Source organism: Roseateles violae, assembly GCF_030410485.1.
Classification (GTDB): Bacteria; Pseudomonadota; Gammaproteobacteria; order Burkholderiales; family Burkholderiaceae_C; genus Roseateles_D; species Roseateles_D violae.
On record NZ_JAUHHC010000001.1, the window covers coordinates 262143 to 279821 of the forward strand.

Below are 17679 nucleotides of genomic sequence, written 5' to 3' on the forward strand. Positions count from 1 at the left end.
GAGACAAGTAATGCAGAAAACCTGGCTCAAGAATTACCCGGAGGGGGTGCCAGCCGAGATCGACGCCAACCTCTATCCGACCCTGGTCGACCTGATGGAGACGGCGTTCAGAAAGTTTCCGCAACGCGCGGCCTACAAGATGATGGGCCGGCAGATCACGTTCGCGCAGATCGACGAGGCCTCGAAGGCGCTGGCCGCCTATCTGCAGGGCCTGGGCCTCGAGAAGGGCGACCGCGTCGCCATCATGATGCCCAATGTGATGCAGTACCCGATCGCCGTCGCCGCGGTGCTGCGCGCCGGCTTCGTCGTCGTCAACGTCAATCCGCTCTACACGCCGCGCGAGCTCGAGCACCAGCTGAAGGACTCCGGCGCCAAGGCGATCGTGATCCTGGAGAACTTCGCCGCCACCCTGCAGCAGGCGATGGCCAATGTGCCGACCAAGCATGTGATCCTGGCCTCGATGGGCGAGTTGCTGGGCTTCCCCAAGGGCCTGATCGTCAACTACGTCGTGCGCAAGGTGAAGAAGCTGGTGCCGCCCTTCGAGCTGCCCGGCGCGGTGCGCTACGCCGATGCGGTCGCGCGCGGCCGCGCGCAGAGCTACAAGGCGCCCAAGCTGGGGCCCAGCGACATCGCCGTGCTGCAGTACACCGGCGGCACGACCGGCATCTCCAAGGGCGCCGTGCTGCTGCACCGCAATCTGGTCGCCAACACCTTGCAGGCCGAGGCCTGGTACCAGCCGGCGCTCAAGAAGGTGCCGGCCGACGAGCCCTTGATGAGCGTCTGCGCGCTGCCGCTGTATCACATCTTCGGCTTCACGACGAACATGATGCTGTCCATGCACCTGGGCGGCTGCAATGTCTTGATCCCCAATCCGCGCGATCTGCCGGCCCTGTTCAAGGAGCTGTCCAAGCACCGCATCCACAGCCTGCCGGCCGTCAACACCCTGTTCCTGGCCATGGCCAACCATGCCGACTTCGACACCGTGGACTGGAGCCATCTGGTGATCTCGGTGGGCGGCGGCATGGCCGTGCAGCAGGCGACCGCCAAGCTCTGGCTGGACAAGACCGGCTGCCCCATCGTCGAGGGCTACGGCCTGTCCGAGACCTCGCCGGTGGCCAGCTGCAACCCGACCGACAGCACGACCTACACCGGGACGATCGGCATGCCGCTGTCCAGCACCGAGCTCTGCCTGCTCGACGACGAGGGCCGCGAGGTCGTCGCGCCGGGCGCCACTGGCGAGATCGCGATCCGCGGCCCGCAGGTGATGGCCGGCTATTGGCAGCGCCCGGACGAGACGGCCAAGGTGATGACGGCCGACGGCTATTTCCGCACCGGCGACGTCGGCATCGTCGACGAGCGCGGCTACTTCAAAATCGTCGACCGCAAGAAGGACATGATCCTGGTCAGCGGCTTCAACGTCTATCCGAACGAGGTCGAGGATGTGCTGACCTTGATGGACGGCGTGCTGGAGGCGGCCGCGGTCGGCGTGCCCGATTCCAAGTCCGGCGAGGCGGTCAAGGTCGTCATCGTCAAGAAGCCGGGCGCGCTGGGCAATATCAGCGAGGCCGATGTGCGCGCCTATTGCGAGGCCAATCTGACCGGCTACAAGCGGCCGAAGATCGTCGAGTTCCGCACCGAGCTGCCCAAGACCCCGGTCGGCAAGATCCTGCGGCGTGAACTACGCGACAAAACTTAAGAAAGTTACCAGCGGCGCGACGCGCGTGAGGGTGCCGGCGGTGCTTAAATTTCAAGCACTGGAGACCTGAGCGTGCTTGAACAACGATATCTGAAGACCGAGGCCGGCCGGGCCGAGATCAAGTCGCGCGCGCTGGTGAGCTCGCGCATCGCCCGCAATCTGCTGCTGGTGCTGGACGCCAGCAAGACGGCGCAGCAATGGGTCGCCCTGGTACAGGGCGCCACGGCGGCCGACTTCGAACAGCTGCTGGAACTGGGCCTGCTGACGGCGCAGGCGGGCGCGGCCGAGGCGGCGCCCGCTGCCGCCCCCACGGCCGCGGCACCCACGGCAGCCGCCGCGACGGCGCTGGACGGCAGCGCGCTGCCGCAGCTGGCCTACGAGCAGCTCTACGACTACCTGACCCGCCATGCCAAGCAGTACCTGGGTCTGATGCGCGGCTACCGCGTCGTGCTCGATGTCGAGCGCTGCAGCGGCCTGCCCGAGCTGCAGGCCTATGCCTTGCGCTTCGTCGACATGGTGCGCGAATCGCAGGGCGAGGAACTGGCCAGCCAGGTGCGGCGCGCGATGGGCATGAGCACGGCCTGAGCGCGGCGCTGGCCGATGGCACACTTGCGGCCATGCCCGCGCGTTTCTATGTCGATACCCCGCTCGCCGAGCCCGGCGAGCTGAGCCTCCCGCCCTCGTCCGCCCGCCATGTGCAGGTGCTGCGCCTGCAGCCCGGCGCTCCCATCACGCTGTTTGACGGCACGGGCGACGAATGGCAGGCCGAGGTGCTGGCCATGGGCCGCAGCGAGGTGCGCGTGCAGCTGCTGCAGCGCCAGCCGGCGCGGCGGGAGCTGGCCCAGGCGGTGACCCTGGCCGTCGTGATGCCGGCCAATGACCGCATGGACGGCATCGTCGAGAAGGCCACCGAGCTGGGCGCAGCGGCAATCCAGCCGCTGGTCGCCGAGCGCTCGGTGCTGCGCCTGGCCGGCGAGCGGGCCGAGAAGAAGGTCGCCCATTGGCAGGGCGTGGCCGTCGCCGCCTGCGAGCAGAGCGGCCGCAGCGTCGTGCCGCGGATCGCAGCGGTGCAGAGCTTGGCCGCCTGGCTGTCCGGCCTGGGCGAGCGGCCCGAGGGTCAGCGCCGCTGGCTGCTGAGCCCGATGGCGGCCGAGCCCTTGAGCGCCCAGACCGCAGCGCCGCAGACGCTGGTGCTCAGCGGCCCGGAGGGCGGTCTCAGCGCCGCCGAGGAAGACGCGGCGCGCGCCCAGGGCTTCATGGCGATGAATCTGGGGCCGCGCATCCTGCGCGCCGACACCGCGCCGCTGGCCGTGCTCGGCTGGCTGGCACTGTCCTCAGTCGGCTGAGGGCGCAGCGGTCTTTTCGCGCCGCGCCGAGCCGGCGACCAGCTCGAACTTGAACATCCGGCATTCGATCGGCCCGTTCCACATCGGGATCTTGCGCGCCTCCTTGAGCCGCATCTTGCTCGGCAGCTTCATGTCCGGGCACAAGAGCCAGGCGGTCCAGCCGGCCGGGTTCTGCGTGTAGGCACGCTTCCAATGCGCGGCCAGGCGCGGGAAGAAATCGTCGCCGGCATCGCGCGCCTCGGAGCCGCCGGCATCGCGGCTCATGAATTGCGGGTTGCCGGCCTTGCCGCGCACCTCGATGCGCTCGCCATAGGGCGGGTTCAGCATCAGGGTGCCCGGCATGCCCTCGGGCAGGGACGGCGCCGGCCGCTCCAGCGCATCGCCGCCGTTGAACTGGATGTATTGGGCGACGCCGGCGCGGGTGGCGTTGCGGCGCGCGAAGTCGACCATGCGGAAGGACACGTCGCTGCAGAAGATCGGCACGGCCGGCGCATGCTCGCGCGCCTTGGCCTCGGCCTTGATCTGCTGCCAGCGCGATCGCAGCGGCGCAAACGGCAGCTGGCGCTCGAAGGCGAAGCGGCGCTGCTGGCCGGCGGCCATGCCGCAGGCGATCTGCGCCGCCTCGACGGCGATGGTGCCGGAGCCGCAGCAGGGGTCGTGCAAGGCGCCGCCGCTCTCGGGCGTGCCCTTCCAGCCGGCGGCGGCCAGCATTGCGGCGGCCAAGGTTTCCTTCAGCGGCGCATCGCCCTTGTCCTCGCGCCAGCCGCGCTTGAACAGCGGCTCGCCCGAGCTGTCGATGTAGATCGTCGCGAACTCGGGGCCGACATGCATGACCACCGGCAGATCGGGCAGGCGCGTGTCGACGCTGGGCCGCGCGCCGGTCGCGTCGCGCAGGCTGTCGCAGATCGCGTCCTTGACGCGCAAGGTCGTGAAGTTGAGGCTCTTCAGCGGCGAGCGCTGGGCCGTGATGTCGATCCGTATCGTGTGCTCGGGCGTGATCCACTGCGTCCAGTCGATCTTGCGCGTCAGCGCATAGAGATCGTCCTCGTGGCGGTAGGGCCCGTCGATCAGCTCGATCAGCACGCGCTGCGCCAGCCGGCTCTCCAGATTGAGCCGCATCACGCCCTCGGCATTGCTCTTGACCGCGACGCCGCCGCGCAGCGCCTCGACATGCGCCTTGGGCAGGATGGCGCGCACCTCCTGCTCCAGCCAGGGCTCGACGCCGCTGGGGCAGGACAGGAACAGATGGAGGGTTTCTTTGTCGAAGGGGCTGGGCATCGGGCGATTGTCCCATCCCGCCGCCCCCCGGACCCGAGGCGTCCGCCGGGCCGCCCCAAGGGGGCCTCGGCCGATGTGATCGCGGGGCATCCCCGCGATCATCGGCGTCCCCTCGGGGGACCGACCAGGTACTCCTGGGCGAGGGGCCTACTGCACCCGGCGCACCCGCGGCATCCGCTTCGCGCCCTCGATCTCGAGGTAGTAGGCGCCCAGCATCGTGCGGCTGATCTTGACCTTGGGGCTTTGCAGCGCATACGAGGCGCTCGTGCCGTCGTCGATCTGCCAGACCTGGCCATTGGCCAGCTTGATCAGGCTGCGCGCGTCCCAGCCTTCGAAGGTGCCGACGATCTGGCTTTCGACCTGCTGCGACTCGGCCGCCGGATTGCGGCGGTCGAGGCCGAACTGGCTGCTGGCCGCCGGCGCGGCGGCGGCCACGACCGGCGCGGGTACCGCGGGGGCCGCGGCCGCAGCCACCGGCGCCGCCACCACGGCGGCCGGGACGGCAGGCGCGACGGCGGCGGCCGGGGCAGCCGGCGCCGCCAGCGGAATCGCGTCATAGCAGGCCAGGCGCGCGGGCGCCTCGGCGATCGCGCGGCAGCGCTGCAGCGCGCCGCCGTCCTGGGCCAGGGCCGGGGCCGCTGCCAGCGCGGAGACAGCCAGAACGGAGATTGCCTTCTTCTTCATCGAGCCTTCCTCGTCATCACATCGTCTTGCGCAGATTCGCCGGCGCGATCTTCAGCGCCTCGCGGTACTTGGCCACCGTGCGGCGCGCCACCTGGATGCCCTGCTCCTCCAGCATGCTGGACAGGGCGCTGTCGGACAGCGGCTTGGCCGCGTTCTCGGCGGCGACGAACTGCTTGATCAGCGCGCGCACCGCGGTGCTGGACGCATTGCCGCCGGCCTCGGTGTTCAGGCCGGAGCCGAAGAAATACTTCAGCTCGAAGGTGCCGAAGCTGGTGGCCATGTACTTGGCCGTCGTCACGCGCGAAATCGTCGACTCGTGCAGGCCCAGCTCGTCGGCGATCTCGCGCAGCACCAGCGGCTTCATCGCCAGCTCGCCGTGGGTGAAGAAGCCCTTCTGCCGCTCGACGATGGCCTGCGAGACGCGCAGGATGGTGTCGAAGCGCTGCTGGATGTTCTTGATGAACCAGCGCGCCTCCTGCAGCTGGCCGCCCAGCGCCGAGTTGCTGATGCCGCCGCGCGTCGCGCGCAGCGCGTTCGCATAGAGCTCGTTGATGCGCAGCTTGGGCGCGACCTCGGGGTTCAGCATCACGCGCAGCTCGCGGCCGACCTTGCGCACGATCACGTCCGGCACCACCGCCTGCGCCTGCCCGCGCGCGAAGCGCCGGCCGGGCTTGGGCTCCAGCGTGGTGATCAGCGCCTGCGCCTCGCGCAGCAGGCCCTCGTCGGCGCCGGTCAGCGCCATCAGCTTTCGCAGATCGCGCTTGGCCAGCAGTTCCAGATGCTGCTTGGCGATCAGGATGGCGATCGCCTGCGCCGGGCTGCGCGGCAGCGCGCGCAGCTGCAGCAGCAGGCATTCGGCCAGGTCGCGTGCGCCGACGCCGCTGGGGTCCATGTTCTGCAGCCAGCGCAGCGCGATGCGCAGATGGTCCAGCAGATCCTCGCGGCCTTCCTCGTCGTCCTCGGCGATCAGCGAGGCGGCGATCTCCTCGAGCGTGTCCTCCAGATAGCCGTCCTCGTTGAGCGACTCGATCAGCACGCGCAGCGCCATATGGTCGGCCTCGGACAGCGTCATGCCGGCCAGCTGCTGGCACAGATGTTCCTGCAGGCTGATCTCGCCGCTGTCCTGCTCGCCGCGCTCGCCGTCCTCGTCGCCGCCGCTGCCACCGCTGCCGGGCAGCTCGCGGATGCCGTCGAAGTCGTCACCCTCGGTGCCGTTCTCCCAGTCCTCGCGCTCGGTGGTGCCGAAGTCCTCCGCCTTGATCTCGGCGCTGGCCTCACCCTCGGCCTCGCCGCCACCGGCCGCGCCGTCCTCGGCATTGCTGGCCGCGCCGCGGATATCGGCCAGCTCGGGCGTGGCGACCGCGAATTCCTCGTCCGCTTCGAGCAGCGGGTTCTGCGCCAGCATCTGCTCGACCTCCTGGTGCAGTTCCAAGGTCGACAGCTGCAGCAGGCGTATCGATTGCTGCAATTGCGGCGTCAGCGCCAGATGCTGACTCAGGCGGACCTGGAGCGATTGCTTCATCCCGCCGCTCACATCCGGAAGTTTTCGCCGAGGTAGACCTTGCGCACATCCGCGTTGTCGACGATCTCGGCCGGCGTGCCCTCGGCGAGCACCGCCCCTTCGCTGATGATATAGGCGCGGTCGCAGATGCCCAGCGTCTCGCGCACATTGTGGTCGGTGATCAGCACGCCGATGCCACGCGCCTTCAGGAAACCGATGATGCGCTGGATCTCCAGCACGGCGATCGGGTCGACGCCGGCAAAGGGCTCGTCCAGCAGGATGAAGCGCGGCTGGGTGGCCAGCGCGCGCGCGATCTCGACGCGGCGGCGCTCGCCCCCGGACAGCGCCGGCGCCGGGCTGTCGCGCAGCTTCTCGATGCTCAGATCGTGCAGCAGGCTGTTCAGCAGCTCGTCGATGCGCTTCTTGGGCAGCGCGCGGCCCTCGCCATCCTGCTGCAGCTCCAGCACCGCGCGGATGTTCTCCTCGACGCTGAGCTTGCGGAAGATCGAGGCCTCCTGCGGCAGATAGGACAGACCCAGGCGCGCGCGCTGATGGATGGGCAGGCGCTGCACCGGCTGGCCGTCGACGCGGATTTCGCCGGCATCGGCGCGCACCAGGCCGACGATCATGTAGAAGCTGGTGGTCTTGCCGGCGCCGTTCGGCCCCAAGAGGCCGACCACCTCGCCGCTGTGTACGTCCAGGTGCACGTTCTTGACGACCTTGCGCACGCCATAGCTCTTGGCCAGCCCCTCGGCCTCGAGGCGGCTGAGCGGAGCGGCTTCGGGGGCGGCGGCCGGCACCGTCATGGAGCTTTGCGCGGCTGCAGGGTCGGGCTCGGCTGCAGGCCCACCGCGGAGGCGGCCGAGGCGGGTGCCGATGCGGCCGGGGCGCCGACATTGCGCGGCATCATCACCACCCGCACCTTGCCCGAGGGGTTGGGCGAGGCCGGACCGCCCTCGACGGTGAAGACCTCGGTGCGGTTGTCGTAGATGATGACCGCGCCATTGACCTCGTTGGCGACCAGGCTGCCGCGCAGATGGCGCACGACCGCATTGCCGATGAAGCGCACGGTGTCGGCGCGGGTGTCGTATTCGAGCTGGTCGGCCGCGCCCTCGATCGTCTCGCCGGGCGCATCGCTGGCCTGGCGGAAGCTGACCTGGCGGCCGGTCAGGCTGTTGGCGTAGGCCTGGAAATAGCCCTCGCTGGTCTCACGCACATCGACCTTGTCGGCGCGCAGCAGCATCGTGCCCTTGGTGAGGGTCACGTCGCCGATGAACTCGGTGCGCTGGTTGACCAGGTCGATGCTGCCCTGGCGCTCGGCGACGATGTTCAGCGGCTTCAGCCGGTCGGCCTTCTCGGCCCGCGCCGGCACGAGCGCCGTCGCCGCCAGCAGCAGGCTCAGCGCGATCGTCGTCGGGGCGGGGATGTGGAAGCTCGGGGGCATGACGGCACAGTTCTTGCAGACCATTCTAGCCCGCGCCGCGATGGCGGCGAGGCATTCGGTCAGGGGGCTGGCCTCAGCCCTTGCGCACCAGCTTGATCAGGTGGTCGGCGATCGCGACCGCCTGCTGGCCCAGGGCCAGTTCGGACTGGCCCGGCCGGCCGGCGCCCGCCATCGAGGGCGAGGTCCAGAAGCGGCCGCCGATGCCCAGCGCCGGCACGCCGTCGATGCGGAAGGCCTCGCTGAGCTTGATCGCCTGCGAGGCCTTGGTCTGGACGCCGAAGGAGTTGAAGGCCTGCTTGAACTTGTCCTTGTCGATGCCCAGATTGCCGACCATGGCGGTGATGGCGGCCTCGCTGTTCAGGTCGCGGCTCTCGCGGTGGAAGGCATTGAAGACGGCGTCGTGGACCTCGGCCTCCTTGCCCATTGCCTCCAGCGCGTAGAACAGCTTCTGGTGCAGCTTGATCATCGCGTTGAAGCCGACATGGACGCGACGGAAGGCCACGTCGGCCGGCAGGGTCTTGATCCAGGCCTCCAGGGTCGGGTCGAAGGCAAAGCAGTGCGGGCAGCCGTACCAGAAGAACTCGACCACCTCGATCTTGCCCGGCGGCGTCGGCAGCGGCGTGCCCAGGCGCTGGTACTGCTTGCCCTCGACCGGCCCGCCCTGGGCCAGCGCCAGGCCGCTGGCGGAGAGGGCGGAGGCGCCCATCAGGGCGGAGAAATCGCGGCGGCGCAGCAACATGTCGGGAATCCTTGCGGCAGAGGTTTGGAAGCGGTTGAAAAGCTTGGCCCGGAATATAAGGCAGGTGCAATGACCGGGTTCAGCGCTGGACCCGGACCAGATTGGTCTCGATGCCGGCCGCCTCGACCTTGCGCTGCAGGCCCTCGGCCTCGTCGCGGCTGTCCAGCGGGCCCAGGCGCACGCGGAACACCGCGCGGCCGCTCTGCTCGCGCTCCAGCACCTTGGCCGAGAAGCCCTGCATCGCCAGCTTGGCGCGCTGCTGCTCGGCGTCTTCGGCGCGGGTGAAGGCGCCGGCCTGGACGAAGTACTGGTAGGGGTCGCTGCCACCGGAGAGCAGGGCGCTGGCCGCGGCGGCGCGCGCATCGGGCTTGCGGCTGGCGTCCGCGACCGGAGCGGTCGGAGCCGTAGGTCGGGTCTCCGGGGCACTGGCCGCCGGTGCGGCCGCCGGTGCCGCGCCGACAACGCCGCTGGCGATCTTGGCGCTGGGCTTGCTGGCCAGCGGCGCGTTCGGATCCCAGTTCTTGTTGCGGGCCGCCTCCTCGGCGTCCTGCTCGGCCGTGCGCTGCGGCACCTTGTTGATGAAGGGCACCGGCACCTTGGTGATGTACAGCGCCACGCCCAGGGCCACCGCCAGGCCGACCAGCAGGCCGACGATCAGGCCGAGCACGAATCCACCGCGTTGCTGCTGTTTCTTATTGCCCTGGTTGCTGCTGCTGGAACGAGCCTGGCTCATGCGTTCTCCGTCGTCGTCGCCGCGCCATCGCGGACCATTTGCTGCGGTGCGCTGACGCCCAGCACGGCCAGCGCATTGCGCAGCACCTGTCGGGTCGCGGCCAGCAGGGCGACGCGGGCCCGCGTCAGCTCGGCCGCCTGGTCCAGCACGCGCTCGGCGGCATAGTAGCTGTGGAAGGCGCCGGCCAGATCGCGCAGATAGAAGGCCACGTCGTGCGGCGCCAGGCCCTCGGCCGCGCCGGACAGCATGCGCGGGTAGTCGGCCAGCTTCAGCATCAGCGCCGCCTCGGTCGGCGCCGTCAGCAGGCTCAGGTCGGCGCCGGCCAGGCCTGCCTCGTCGCCGCCCCAGTTGCGGATGATCGAGCAGATGCGCGCATGCGCGTACTGCACATAGAAGACCGGGTTCTCGTCATTGGCCTTCAGCGCCAGATCGACGTCGAAGACGAACTCGGTATCGGCCTTGCGGCTGATCAGGAAGAAGCGCACCGCGTCGCGGCTGGTCCAGTCGACCAGGTCACGCAGGGTCACGTAGCTGCCGGCGCGCTTGGAGATCTTGACCTCGGCGCCGCCCTTCATCACGGTCACCATCTTGTGCAGCACATAGTCTGGGAAGCCGACCGGGATGCCGACGCCGGCCGCCTGCAGGCCGCCGCGCACACGCGCAATCGTGCCGTGGTGGTCGGTGCCCTGGACGTTGATGCACTTGGTGTAGCCGCGGCCGAACTTGTTGATGTGGTAGGCGACGTCGGGCACGAAATAGGTGTAGCCGCCGTCGGACTTGCGCATCACGCGGTCCTTGTCGTCGCCGTAGTCGGTCGAGCGCAGCCAGAGCGCCCCGCCCTCCTCGTAGGTCTTGCCCGAGGCGATCATCTTGGCGACCGCATCCTCGACCGCGCCGCTGGTGTACAGGCTGGACTCGAGGAAGTAGTTGTCGAACTTGAGGCCGAAGGCCTGCAGATCCAGGTCCTGCTCGTGGCGCAGATAGGCGACGGCGAACTGGCGGATGCCGTCCAGATCGCCGATGTCGCCCGAGGCGGTGAACTCGCGGTCGTCGGCCTTGACGGTCTCCTTGCGCAGGAAGGCGTCGGCGATGTCCTGGATGTAGTCGCCGTTGTAGGCGGCTTCGGGCCAGCCGTCCATGCCCGGCTTCAGGCCCTGCAGCCGGCATTGCGTCGACTGCGCCAAGGTCGCGATCTGCACGCCGGCGTCGTTGTAGTAGAACTCGCGGGTGACCTCGCTGCCCTGGGTCGCGAACAGGCTGCACAGCGCGTCGCCCAGCGCCGCCTGGCGGGCATGGCCCACATGCAGCGGGCCGGTCGGGTTGGCGGAGACGAACTCCACCATCACATGGCGCTCGTTGGCCGGCTGGTGGCCGAAGGCGTCGCCGCCGGCCAGCACCTCGGCCACGACCGCCTGCTTGGCGGCCGGCTTCAGACGGATATTGATGAAGCCGGGGCCGGCGATCTCCATGGCCTCGACCCAGGTCTGGAAGGCCGCGCGGCGCTGCAGCGCCTCGATCAGGGCCGTCGCCAGCTCGCGCGGGTTCTTCTTCAGCGGGCGCGCCAGCTGCATCGCGACGGTGCAGGCGAAATCGCCGTGGGCGGCCTGCTTGGGGGATTCGAATGCCGCGGCCAGTTCGCTGCCGGGGCTCAGTTCTTGGATCGCTTCGCCGAGGGCGGCGAGCAATTCCTGCTTGGCTTGGATCATGCGCGGATTCTACGGGTCGGCCTGCGTATGATGCCGGCCATGGCCATGGATTCCTCCAGCACGCTGCTCGACACGCCCGCCGATCTGCCCGGTCGTATCGGCCGCTACAAGGTGCTGCGCCGGCTCGGCGAAGGCGCGACCAGCGACGTGTTCCTGGCCGTCGATGAATTCGGTGGCGGCGAGGTCGCGATCAAGCGCATGCGGGCCTGGGCGGTGGCCAGCCGCAGCCGCCAGCGCGGCGATTACAGCTTCCGCTTCTTCGCCGCCGAGGCGGCGCTGGCCGGCCGGCTCTCGCATCCGAACGTGGTGCAGATCCTCGACGCGGTACCGGACCCCGACGCGCCCTATCTGGTGATGGAATACGTGCCGGGCATGACGCTGAAGCACTTCTGCCGCAGCGACCGCCTGCTGCCGCTGGACCAGATCGTCGAGCTCGGCTTCAAGTGCGCGATGGCGCTCGGCTATGTGTTCCGCCAGGGCCTGATCCACCGCGACGTCAAGCCGGCCAATCTGCTGGCCGTGCTCGATGCCCAGGGTCAGGTCACCGACGTCAAGCTGAGCGACTTCGGCTCCTCGCTGAACCTGAACTCGGACGCGACCCAGGTGCACCGGGTCGGCTCGCTGGCCTATATGCCGCCCGAGCAGATCGAGGGCGGTGACGTCGACAGCCGCGCCGACATCTATTCGCTGGGTGCGGTGCTCTACCATCTGGTCGCCGGCCGCCCGCCCTTCGACGCGCCGAATCAGATGGCGCTGATGCACCAGATCTACCACCAGGCGCCGACCTCGCTGGTGGGCCTGCGCGGCGGCGTCAGCGCCGAACTCGACGCGGTGATCATGCAGGCGCTGGCCAAGCATCCGCAGGAGCGCCATGCCGACTGGGACGCCTTCGGCCGCGCGCTGTCCGAGCTGGTGGCCAAGCAGCTGGTGCCGCTGGCCCGGCTCTACGAGGTCAAGGATTCGGAGCGCTTCAATATGCTGCGCGAGCTTGAGTTCTTCGCCGACTTCGGCGATGTCGAGCTCTGGGAGGTCGTGCACCGCGCGCGCTGGCGGCGCTTCCCCGAGCAGCATGCGCTGTACAAGAAGGGCCAGGAGGGCAACACCTTCCACATCATCGCCCAGGGCGAGGTCGAGGTCTTCCGCGACGGCACGCTGGTCGCGACCCTGGGCCAGGGCACCTCGGTCGGCGAGATGGCCTATCTGGCGCCGAACCCGGCGCTGCGCCGGCACAGCACCGACATCACGGTCAGGCAGGTCTGCACGACGATCTCGTTCACGCCGGAATCGCTGGGCCTGCTGAGCCCCGAATGCCAGCACCGCTTCGACCGCGCCTTCATCCAGGTGCTGGTGCGGCGCCTGCACGCGGCGCACGAGGCGCTGGCGCATCCGCGCCGGATTCTCTAGCGCCGGCGCAGCGCGGCGCCGAGAACGCCCAGACCGGCCAGCAGCAAGGCCCAGCCCTGCGGCTCGGGCACCGGCACATTGACCGTGATCGGTGTCATCGTGCCGCTGAAGTCACCGGCGCCGGCAAAGGTCAGGCCGGTGACGAAGGCGGTGGCATTGCCCGGGTCCAGCGCGGCGGAGGTCTCGATGCCCTCGACGGTGAAGGCGGCCACGCCGCCGGGCCCGAAGAGGAACTGCTGGCCCTGCAGCACCGTCGTCTGGTGGGGGCCGCTGCCGTCGCTGTAGCTGAGCGTGTAGACGCCGTCGCCGACGTCGGGCAGCAGCAGCGACTGGAAGTTCGGGCCGCTGGCGCCGATCGCGTAGTGATAGCCGATCGCCACCTCGGGATCGATGAAGGTGATGTGGTCGGGGCCGACATTGCCGACCTGGAAGTTGTAGACCCCGCTCGCGTCTATCGTCGGCAGGGCGATATCGCTGGGCGCATCGCCGCTCAGCGGCGTGAAGTCGAACCAGGAGTTCGAGCGCGAGAAGATCTCGGCATTGCTGCCGGTGAAGGCGATATGGCTGCGCGTCGTGATCAGCTGGAAGTTGATCGCGTACTTGCCGCTGCCGGACAGACCGATATTGCCGGGCAGGCTGAACGAACTGGCAGTCGAGGGCAGCGAGGCCGCGTAGATGATGTCGTTGACGCCGTTGTCGCGAAAGAGGCTCTTGTCAAAGATCTGAATCCGGAACCCGTCGGGGACGAAACCGCCGGGCACCTGCCAGGAAATCGTCGGCGTCAGCCCGGTGCCGGACATCGTCACCGAGGTCGGGAACGGCACACGCTGCACGCCGACCATCGACGGGCCCGTCACGTTCGTCGTCTCGCCGTCGCGGCTGAAATGCAGGGTCCAGGGCTGCAGCCGGTTGGCGTTGTAGCCGGTCGCGTTGGCGCAGAAGTTCGGGCTGACCGCCAGCGGCGAGCAGGGCGCCGCCGCGCTGACGAAGCCGGTCGCCGCGGTGGCGCTGATCGAGACATCGCTGGAGCCGCCGACGATATTGGCGCCGTACTGCAGCCGGTCGCCGGCGGTCAGGCCCACCGAGTTGGCGCCGCGCCAGTCCCTGAACATATTGACGCTGCCGGGCACCAGCTGCGGCGGCTCGGCCAGCGCCGGCGCGGCCAGGGCCAGCAAGGTGGCGAGCAAGGCGGGTTGGAGCACAGGGTGCATGCCGGACCTCCATGATGTGCGCGCTCGCGGCTTGCGGGGCTCCGTGCATTCTGATCAGTCGTCCGCGGCGAATCGAACCCTAAGCCTAGGTGCGCCGCCGCCGTCGCGCCGACGGTCCTGCGCGTCAACCGCCTTGCCGCCGCTGCGTTGGCATGTTGGAATGCCCCGGCGTTCTGCTGCATCCCAACCCTTGCGAAGGATACGAACCATGAAACAAGTGCTGCTCTTCCTGTCCGCCTCTGCCCTTTTCGCCGGCAGCGCCTTCGCCGCCGATGCGGCCTCCGGCGCGGCGAAGACGCCCAGCCCCGCCCAGGCCGCCCAGCAGGAAAAGATGAAGGCCTGCAACAAGGACGCCGGCGACAAGAAGGGCGACGAGCGCAAGGCCTTCATGAAGGACTGCCTGTCGGCCTCGGCCACGCCGGCCCAGCAGGAGAAGATGAAGACCTGCAACAAGGACGCCGGCGACAAGAAAGGCGACGAGCGCAAGGCCTTCATGAAGGACTGCCTGTCGGCCAAGAAGTCCTGAGCCGCTTCCACCGCGCCTCCAGGCCCTCGCGAGAGGGCCTTCTTCTTCAGGCGGCCGCGCGCGGCGCGCTCCAGTAGGCCGGGCTGCCGTAGTGCAGCTTCAGGAAGTCGATCCACAGCCGCACCCGCAGCGGCAGATGCTTGCGCTGCGCGAAGACGGCAAAGATGCCGTTCGGCGGCGCGGCGAACTCGTCCAGCACCGACTGCAGCCGGCCGGCCTCGAGATCGGCCTGCACCTCCCAGATGCTGCGCCAGGCCAGGCCCAGGCCGGCCAGGCACCAGTCATGCAGCACCTGGCCATCGCTGCAGTCGAGCCGGCCGGCCGGCCGCGCATGGGTCAGCTGGCCATCGACCTCGAAGGCCCAGCCGCGCGTCTGGCTGGCGTCGGAGCTGAGCATCAGGCAGGCGTGGCGGTTCAAGTCGCCGGGATGCTTGGGCAGGCCGGCGCGCTTCAGATAGGCGGGCGCGGCGACGCACAGCCGCCGGTTGTCGGCCAGCCGCATGCTGACCAGGCTGGAGTCGGGCAGATCGCCGACGCGCACCGCGCAGTCGAAGCCCTCGTTGACGATGTCGACGACGCGGTCGCTGAGGTTCAGCGACAGGCTGACCTCCGGATGGCGGGCCAGGAACTCGGGCACCAGCGGCGCCACATGGCGGCGGCCGAAGCCGGCCGGCGCGGTGATGCGCAGATGGCCGCTGGCCTTGATCCCGCCGGCGCTGACGCTCGCCTCGGCATTGGCGAAATCGGCCAGCAGGCGCTGGCAATCCTCCAGAAAGGCGCTGCCCTCATGGGTCAGGCTGATGCGCCGCGTCGTGCGCACCAGCAGCTTGACGCCCAGCCGGGCCTCCAGCGCGTCGATGCGCCGGCCCATCACCGCCGGCGCGACGCCCTCGGCCGCGGCCGCGGCCGTCAGGCTGCCCTTGGTGGCGACGGCGGCAAAGGTTTCGATCTGCTTGAGTCGGTCCATCGCTGCATTGTGCGGGCGCCGGGCCTCGATTCGTGCGTTTTTTGCATTGAATCACTCGCCTGGACCGTATGAATCCGGCGGGGAATCTCGCATAAATTTCGAGCATCCGCTTCCTCTTCCTCCTATCGTCATGAGCACAATCACCCGCATCCACGGCCTGCAGGTCGCCGCCGAACTGCATCGCTTCATCGAGGACCGCGTGCTGCCCGGCACCGGCATCGCCAGCGCCGATTTCTGGGCCGGCTTCGATGCGATCGTCCGCGACCTGGCGCCTAAGAACATCGCGCTGCTGGCCGAGCGCGACCGGCTGCAAAGCGAGATCGACGCCTGGCATCGCGCGCATCCGGGGCCGATCAGCGATATGCCGGCCTACCGCGGCTTCCTGGAGCGGATCGGCTATCTGGTGCCGGCGCCTGGCGCGGTGCAGGCGACGACGGCCCATGTCGATGCCGAGCTCGCCCTGCAGGCCGGCCCGCAGCTGGTCGTGCCCATCCTGAATGCCCGCTATGCGCTGAATGCCGCGAATGCGCGCTGGGGCTCGCTGTACGACGCGCTGTATGGCACCGATGCGATTCCCGAGACTGATGGCGCGGAGAAGGGCAGCAAGGGCTACAACCCCGCGCGCGGCGCCAAGGTGATCGCCTTCGCGCGCGACTTGCTCGACCAGGCGGCGCCGCTGGCGCAGGGCTCGCACAAGGATGCGAGCGGCTATGCGGTCGAGGGCGGCCGGCTGGTCGTGGCCCTCGGCGCTGCGAGCAGCGGCCTGGCCGACCCGTCACAGTTCATCGGCTACCAGGGTGAGGCCGCCGCGCCCTCCTCGGTGCTGCTGCGCCATCATGGCCTGCACCTGGACATCCAGATCGACCGCAGCACGGCGATCGGCAAGAGCGACGCCGCCGGCGTTGCCGACATCGTGCTGGAGGCGGCGCTGTCGACGATCCTGGACCTGGAGGATTCGGTCGCCGTCGTCGACGCCGAGGACAAGGTCGCCGCCTATGGCAACTGGCTGGGCATCCTGCAGGGCACGCTGACCGAGGAGGTCGCCAAGGGCGGCAAGACCTTCACCCGCCGCCTGAACCCCGACCGCATCTACACCGGCGCCACCGGCGGCGAAGTGAAGCTGCATGGCCGCTCGCTGATGTTCGTGCGCAATGTCGGCCATCTGATGACGAACCCGGCCATCCTCTATGGCGTGGGCCAGGAGATTCCGGAAGGCATCATGGACGCCGTCATCACGACGACGATCGCGATTCACGATCTGCAGCGCAAGGGCAACTCGCGCAGCGGCTCGGTCTACATCGTCAAGCCGAAGATGCACGGCCCGGCCGAGGTGGCCTTTGCCTCCGAGCTGTTCGGCCGGGTCGAGCAGATGCTGGGTCTGCCCGAAAACACGGTCAAGCTGGGCATCATGGACGAGGAGCGCCGCACCAGCGTCAACCTGAAGGCCTGCATCGCGGCGGCCAGCGCGCGCGTGGCCTTCATCAACACCGGCTTCCTGGACCGCACCGGCGACGAGATGCACACGGCCATGCTGGCCGGACCGATGCTGCGCAAGGGCGATATGAAGAGCAGCGCCTGGATCCAGGCCTATGAGCGCAGCAATGTGCTGACCGGCCTGGCCTGCGGATTGAGAGGTCGCGCCCAGATCGGCAAGGGCATGTGGGCGATGCCGGACCTGATGGCGGCCATGCTGGAGCAGAAGATCGCGCATCCCAAGGCCGGCGCCAACACCGCCTGGGTGCCCTCGCCCACCGCCGCGACCCTGCATGCGCTGCACTACCACCGCGTGGACGTGGCGGCGATCCAGCAGCAGCTGGAAGCCGTGGACGCCGAGGCCGAGCGCGAACCGCTGCTGAATGCGCTGCTGACGATTCCGGTCGTGGCCGAGGCGCGCTGGAGCGCGGCGGAGCGCCAGCAGGAGCTCGACAACAACGTCCAGGGCATCCTCGGCTATGTGGTGCGCTGGATCGACGCCGGCGTCGGCTGCTCCAAGGTGCCCGACATCAACGGAGTCGGCCTGATGGAAGACCGCGCGACCCTGCGCATCTCCAGCCAGCACATCGCCAACTGGCTGCAGCACGGCGTCGTCAGCGAAGCCCAGGTGCGGGAGACCTTCGCGCGCATGGCCGCCGTCGTCGACGGCCAGAACGCCGGCGAGCCCGGCTACCGCAGCCTGGCCGCGAACCCGCAGGGCGCGGCGATGCAGGCGGCGCTGGACCTGGTCTTCAAGGGGCGGGAGCAGCCCTCGGGCTATACGGAGCCGCTGCTGCATGCCTGGCGGCTGAGGGTGAAGGCCGCGGGCGGCTGAGCAATCAGCTCAGCACCGATCCGAAAAACCTAGGGTTGTCACTGATAGGGTATTACTCCAGTTATAGGAACTCGCGTCGGCGTGTGCGCATTGCGTTGTAAGGGCGGCGCAAGCGTTGTTTTGTCTCACGGTCCGC

The 17679-nt window shown here is 69.1% G+C and carries 16 protein-coding genes; 6 read left to right on the top strand and 10 right to left on the bottom strand.

From position 1 onward, the window contains the following. Positions 1–10 precede the first annotated feature (10 nt). The 3 genes from QWJ38_RS01130 to QWJ38_RS01140 all read left to right on the top strand — a co-directional run bounded on the left by QWJ38_RS01130 (position 11) and on the right by QWJ38_RS01140 (position 3042). Positions 11–1696: a long-chain-fatty-acid--CoA ligase gene (locus QWJ38_RS01130; protein WP_290357196.1), complete on the top strand. Its 1686-nt coding sequence runs from the start codon at positions 11–13 to the stop codon at positions 1694–1696. Positions 1697–1768: 72 nt separating this feature from the next. Continuing rightward, positions 1769–2281, top strand: a complete 513-nt coding sequence (locus QWJ38_RS01135) for a hypothetical protein (protein WP_290357197.1) — start codon at positions 1769–1771, stop codon at positions 2279–2281. A gap of 32 nt (positions 2282–2313) precedes the next feature. After that, positions 2314–3042, top strand: a complete 729-nt coding sequence (locus tag QWJ38_RS01140) for a 16S rRNA (uracil(1498)-N(3))-methyltransferase (RefSeq protein WP_290357198.1) — start codon at positions 2314–2316, stop codon at positions 3040–3042. On the opposite strand, the gene QWJ38_RS01145 is transcribed toward QWJ38_RS01140, so the two are convergent. The 8 genes from QWJ38_RS01145 to argS all read right to left on the bottom strand — a co-directional run bounded on the left by QWJ38_RS01145 (position 3031) and on the right by argS (position 11127). Further along, a complete protein-coding gene (locus QWJ38_RS01145) occupies positions 3031–4320 on the bottom strand; it encodes a THUMP domain-containing class I SAM-dependent RNA methyltransferase (RefSeq protein WP_290357199.1) in 1290 nt (429 codons plus the stop codon). The two genes, QWJ38_RS01140 and QWJ38_RS01145, sit on opposite strands and share 12 nt — an antisense overlap. Before the next feature lie 147 nt (positions 4321–4467). Then, the gene (locus QWJ38_RS01150) at positions 4468–5004 is read right to left on the bottom strand and encodes a hypothetical protein (RefSeq protein WP_290357200.1); all 537 of its coding nucleotides are present in this window, start codon (positions 5002–5004) and stop codon (positions 4468–4470) included. A gap of 16 nt (positions 5005–5020) precedes the next feature. Then, positions 5021–6526 (bottom strand): RNA polymerase factor sigma-54, encoded by a 1506-nt coding sequence (locus QWJ38_RS01155; protein WP_290357201.1) that lies wholly within the window; start codon positions 6524–6526, stop codon positions 5021–5023. Between the two features lie 8 nt (positions 6527–6534). Then, a complete protein-coding gene (gene lptB / locus QWJ38_RS01160) occupies positions 6535–7311 on the bottom strand; it encodes an LPS export ABC transporter ATP-binding protein (RefSeq protein ID WP_290357202.1) in 777 nt (258 codons plus the stop codon). After that, complete coding sequence (gene lptA / locus QWJ38_RS01165) at positions 7308–7949, bottom strand: lipopolysaccharide transport periplasmic protein LptA (protein ID WP_290357203.1); 642 nt, start codon at positions 7947–7949, stop codon at positions 7308–7310. The genes lptB and lptA overlap by 4 nt, the downstream gene beginning before the upstream one ends. Before the next feature lie 73 nt (positions 7950–8022). After that, complete coding sequence (locus QWJ38_RS01170; protein ID WP_290357204.1) at positions 8023–8688, bottom strand: thiol:disulfide interchange protein DsbA/DsbL; 666 nt, start codon at positions 8686–8688, stop codon at positions 8023–8025. 79 nt (positions 8689–8767) lie between these two features. After that, entirely contained in the window at positions 8768–9421 is a 654-nt protein-coding gene (locus tag QWJ38_RS01175) for an SPOR domain-containing protein (RefSeq protein WP_290357205.1), read from the bottom strand. After that, positions 9418–11127 carry an arginine--tRNA ligase gene (argS, locus tag QWJ38_RS01180; protein WP_290357206.1) on the bottom strand — a complete coding sequence of 570 codons (1710 nt, stop codon included), beginning with the start codon at positions 11125–11127 and terminating at the stop codon, positions 9418–9420. The genes QWJ38_RS01175 and argS overlap by 4 nt, the downstream gene beginning before the upstream one ends. 39 nt (positions 11128–11166) lie before the next feature. On the opposite strand from argS, the gene QWJ38_RS01185 reads away from it, so the two are divergent. Then, complete coding sequence (locus QWJ38_RS01185) at positions 11167–12531, top strand: serine/threonine-protein kinase (protein WP_290357207.1); 1365 nt, start codon at positions 11167–11169, stop codon at positions 12529–12531. Here QWJ38_RS01185 and QWJ38_RS01190 read toward each other — a convergent pair. Further along, entirely contained in the window at positions 12528–13742 is a 1215-nt protein-coding gene (locus QWJ38_RS01190) for a PEPxxWA-CTERM sorting domain-containing protein (RefSeq protein ID WP_290357208.1), read from the bottom strand. The genes QWJ38_RS01185 and QWJ38_RS01190 overlap by 4 nt on opposite strands. A 208-nt stretch (positions 13743–13950) precedes the next feature. Between QWJ38_RS01190 and QWJ38_RS01195 the strand changes: the two genes are divergently transcribed. Then, on the top strand, positions 13951–14268 hold the full coding sequence (locus QWJ38_RS01195; RefSeq protein WP_290357209.1) for a PsiF family protein: 318 nt from the start codon (positions 13951–13953) through the stop codon (positions 14266–14268). A gap of 46 nt (positions 14269–14314) precedes the next feature. On the opposite strand, the gene QWJ38_RS01200 is transcribed toward QWJ38_RS01195, so the two are convergent. Next, the gene (locus tag QWJ38_RS01200) at positions 14315–15235 is read right to left on the bottom strand and encodes a LysR family transcriptional regulator (RefSeq protein ID WP_290357210.1); all 921 of its coding nucleotides are present in this window, start codon (positions 15233–15235) and stop codon (positions 14315–14317) included. Positions 15236–15365: 130 nt separating this feature from the next. Here QWJ38_RS01200 and QWJ38_RS01205 point away from each other — a divergent pair, with 130 nt between their 5' ends. Continuing rightward, on the top strand, positions 15366–17543 hold the full coding sequence (locus tag QWJ38_RS01205) for a malate synthase G (RefSeq protein WP_290357211.1): 2178 nt from the start codon (positions 15366–15368) through the stop codon (positions 17541–17543). The last annotated feature ends 136 nt before the right edge of the window (positions 17544–17679 follow it).